General features: G+C 50.1%; 3 protein-coding genes. All 3 read right to left on the reverse strand.

Annotated elements, in window-relative coordinates:
* Window positions 1-1,184, reverse strand: a 1,184-nt coding sequence (locus tag WBV75_RS08970) for a homocitrate synthase/isopropylmalate synthase family protein (RefSeq protein WP_424120286.1), incomplete at its 3' end; no start/stop codon positions are given.
* 32 nt (window positions 1,185-1,216) lie between these two features.
* Complete coding sequence (leuD, locus tag WBV75_RS08975) at window positions 1,217-1,813, reverse strand: 3-isopropylmalate dehydratase small subunit (protein ID WP_424120287.1); 597 nt, start codon at window positions 1,811-1,813, stop codon at window positions 1,217-1,219.
* An 11-nt stretch (window positions 1,814-1,824) separates the two neighbouring features.
* A partial coding sequence (locus WBV75_RS08980) for an aconitase family protein (RefSeq protein WP_424120288.1) occupies window positions 1,825-2,615 on the reverse strand: 791 nt, incomplete at its 5' end.

Consider the following 2,615-nt stretch of genomic DNA (forward strand, 5'->3'; position numbering starts at 1 on the left):
TTTATAAAGACTTGTTGCGGTTGCCATTCCGTTCCCAGTACATCCGAGATGATATAGGGAAGGTCCTCGCGGGTCACGTGCTCCTTCCGATCGCCCAATTGTATTATCCGGTTGGTAACTTGCTTTAATTCAGCCTCACTGAGGGTAAGTCCCAGTTCCTGCAGGTTTTTTTGAATATTCGCCTTTCCGGAAGTCTTCCCCAGGGCATATTTGCGTTTGCGCCCAAAGCGCTCCGGGAGAAGATTATTGAAATAGAGGTTCTTTTTATTGTCGCCATCGGCGTGTATGCCGGCAGTCTGGGTAAAAACATTATCGCCGACAACAGGTTTGTTGGAAGGGATTCCTATACCCGTAAATGCGGAAACCAGTTTACTCACTTTGTAAAGGGCGGACTCGCAAACGCCGATCTGCAATTCGGGCAAGAAGTCATTGATGACAGCTACCACACTGGCCAGGGGGGCATTCCCCGCGCGTTCCCCCATACCATTAACGGTCAGGTGTAATCCATGAACACCGTTTTGCAGGGCCTGTATGACGTTGGCAACACTGAGGTCGTAATCATTGTGACCGTGAAAATCAAAATGTATCCCCGGGTACCGTTCTACGATTTCCCGAATAAAACGGCCGGTTTCATCAGGGGTAAGGATTCCAAGGGTATCGGGCAGGAGTATCCGGTCGAGGGGTTGCTTGCTTAAAAAGTCGAGGAACTCAAAAACATATTCTTTCGAAGACCGCATTCCATTACTCCAGTCTTCCAGGTAAACATTAGAGCGTATGTCTAAATCCCGGGCTTTTTTAAGGACGTCAGCCACCTCTTTAAAATGGGCTTCGGGCGTCTTGCGGAGTTGGTAGGTCAGGTGATTGAGGGATCCCTTGGTTAGGAGGTTTTGTGTCCGGGCCCCGGCTTTATGAATCCAGTCCAGGGAAGCCCCCCCATCCACAAAACTAAGCACTTCAACTTTCTGCAATACACCGGCCTCTTTGGCCCAAGCGGCAATTTGGCGAACGCTTTCAAATTCTCCGTCAGACACCCGGGCAGAAGCGACCTCGATCCGGTCCACCCGTAGCTCTTCCAGAAGTAACCGGGCGAGGGTCAGTTTTTCGGGAGCTGTAAAGGATACACCGGAGGTCTGTTCCCCATCCCTGAGGGTAGTGTCCATAATTTCAATACGCCCTGCCTCCATAAAACTTAAATGAGAATTCTGAGAAACAGCCTTTAGAGCGGTGTTTGGGCCGCAAAGCCGGAGATTTCCGCTTTCATGTTGAGCAAATAATCAATATCATCAAAACCGTTGAGCATATTATCCTTTTTATACCCGTTGATGTCAAAAGATTCCCGGGCTCCAGTGGCCGCAATTTCAACAGTCTGTTCCGGGAGGTTTACTTCTAGTAAGGTTTGAGGATCCTTTTCGATAGCTTCAAAAATAAGTTGCAGGAATTCCGGACTCACCTGCACCGGCAAGACGCCGATATTCAAACAATTATTACGGAAGATATCGGCAAAAAAACTGGAGATCACACACCGAAATCCATAATCGTACACGGCCCATGCAGCGTGCTCCCTGGAAGAACCCGACCCAAAATTCTTTCCACCCACCAGTATTTTTCCCGAATAGAGGGGGTTGTTGAGCACAAAGTGTGGCTTCGGACTATTATCCGGGTTGTAACGCCAATCCCGGAAGAGGTTGTCTCCAAAGCCCGTCCGTTCTGTCGCTTTCAGGAAGCGCGCTGGAATAATCTGGTCTGTATCTACATTCTCGATCGGAAGGGGTACTGCTGAACTTCGCAGCGTTTCAAATTTATCGTATGCCATGGTTTTGTGGTTTAGGAAGCCATTTCAGTTTGCATCAGTTTACGGGGATCCGTAACCTCCCCCGTCACAGCGGCCGCAGCGGCTACCAGAGGACTTGCCAGAAGCGTACGGGCACCCGGTCCCTGTCGTCCTTCAAAGTTCCGATTCGAGGTACTCACCGCGTATTTACCCGCAGGGATCTTATCGTCATTCATCGCGAGGCAGGCGGAACAACCCGGTTCACGGAGTTCAAATCCGGCCTCGTGGAGCACCTCGAGTAATCCTTCACTGCGGATGGCTGAATCGACCTTATGCGAACCCGGCACGAGCCAGGCCGTAACATGGGGTGCTTTCTTCCGACCCCTCACCAGATCGGTAAAGGCCCGGAAATCTTCGATCCTCCCGTTGGTACAACTCCCAAGGAATACAAAATCTACTTTTTTGCCCAACATGGAATCACCCTCGTTAAAGTCCATATAGGCCAGGGATTTTTGATAGGTTGTTTTTCCGCTGCCCGCATTCTCAGAGCTGGGTATTGCCCCTGAAATCCCCATACCCATACCCGGGTTCGTCCCATAGGTAATCATGGGTTCAATCTCAGCGCCGTCAAAGATGAGTTCCTTGTCAAAAACGGCATCTGCATCCGTATGCAGGGTAGCCCAATACGTCATAGCCTTATCCCAGTCCGCACCTTTTGGAGCAAATTCACGGCCTTTGACGTAAGCAAAAGTTTTATGGTCAGGCGCCATCATTCCGCCGCGGGCTCCCATTTCAATACTGAGATTGCAAACCGTCATACGGCCTTCCATAGTCATGTTTTCAA

Source organism: Robiginitalea sp., from assembly GCF_049588695.1.
Lineage (GTDB): Bacteria > Bacteroidota > Bacteroidia > Flavobacteriales > Flavobacteriaceae > Robiginitalea.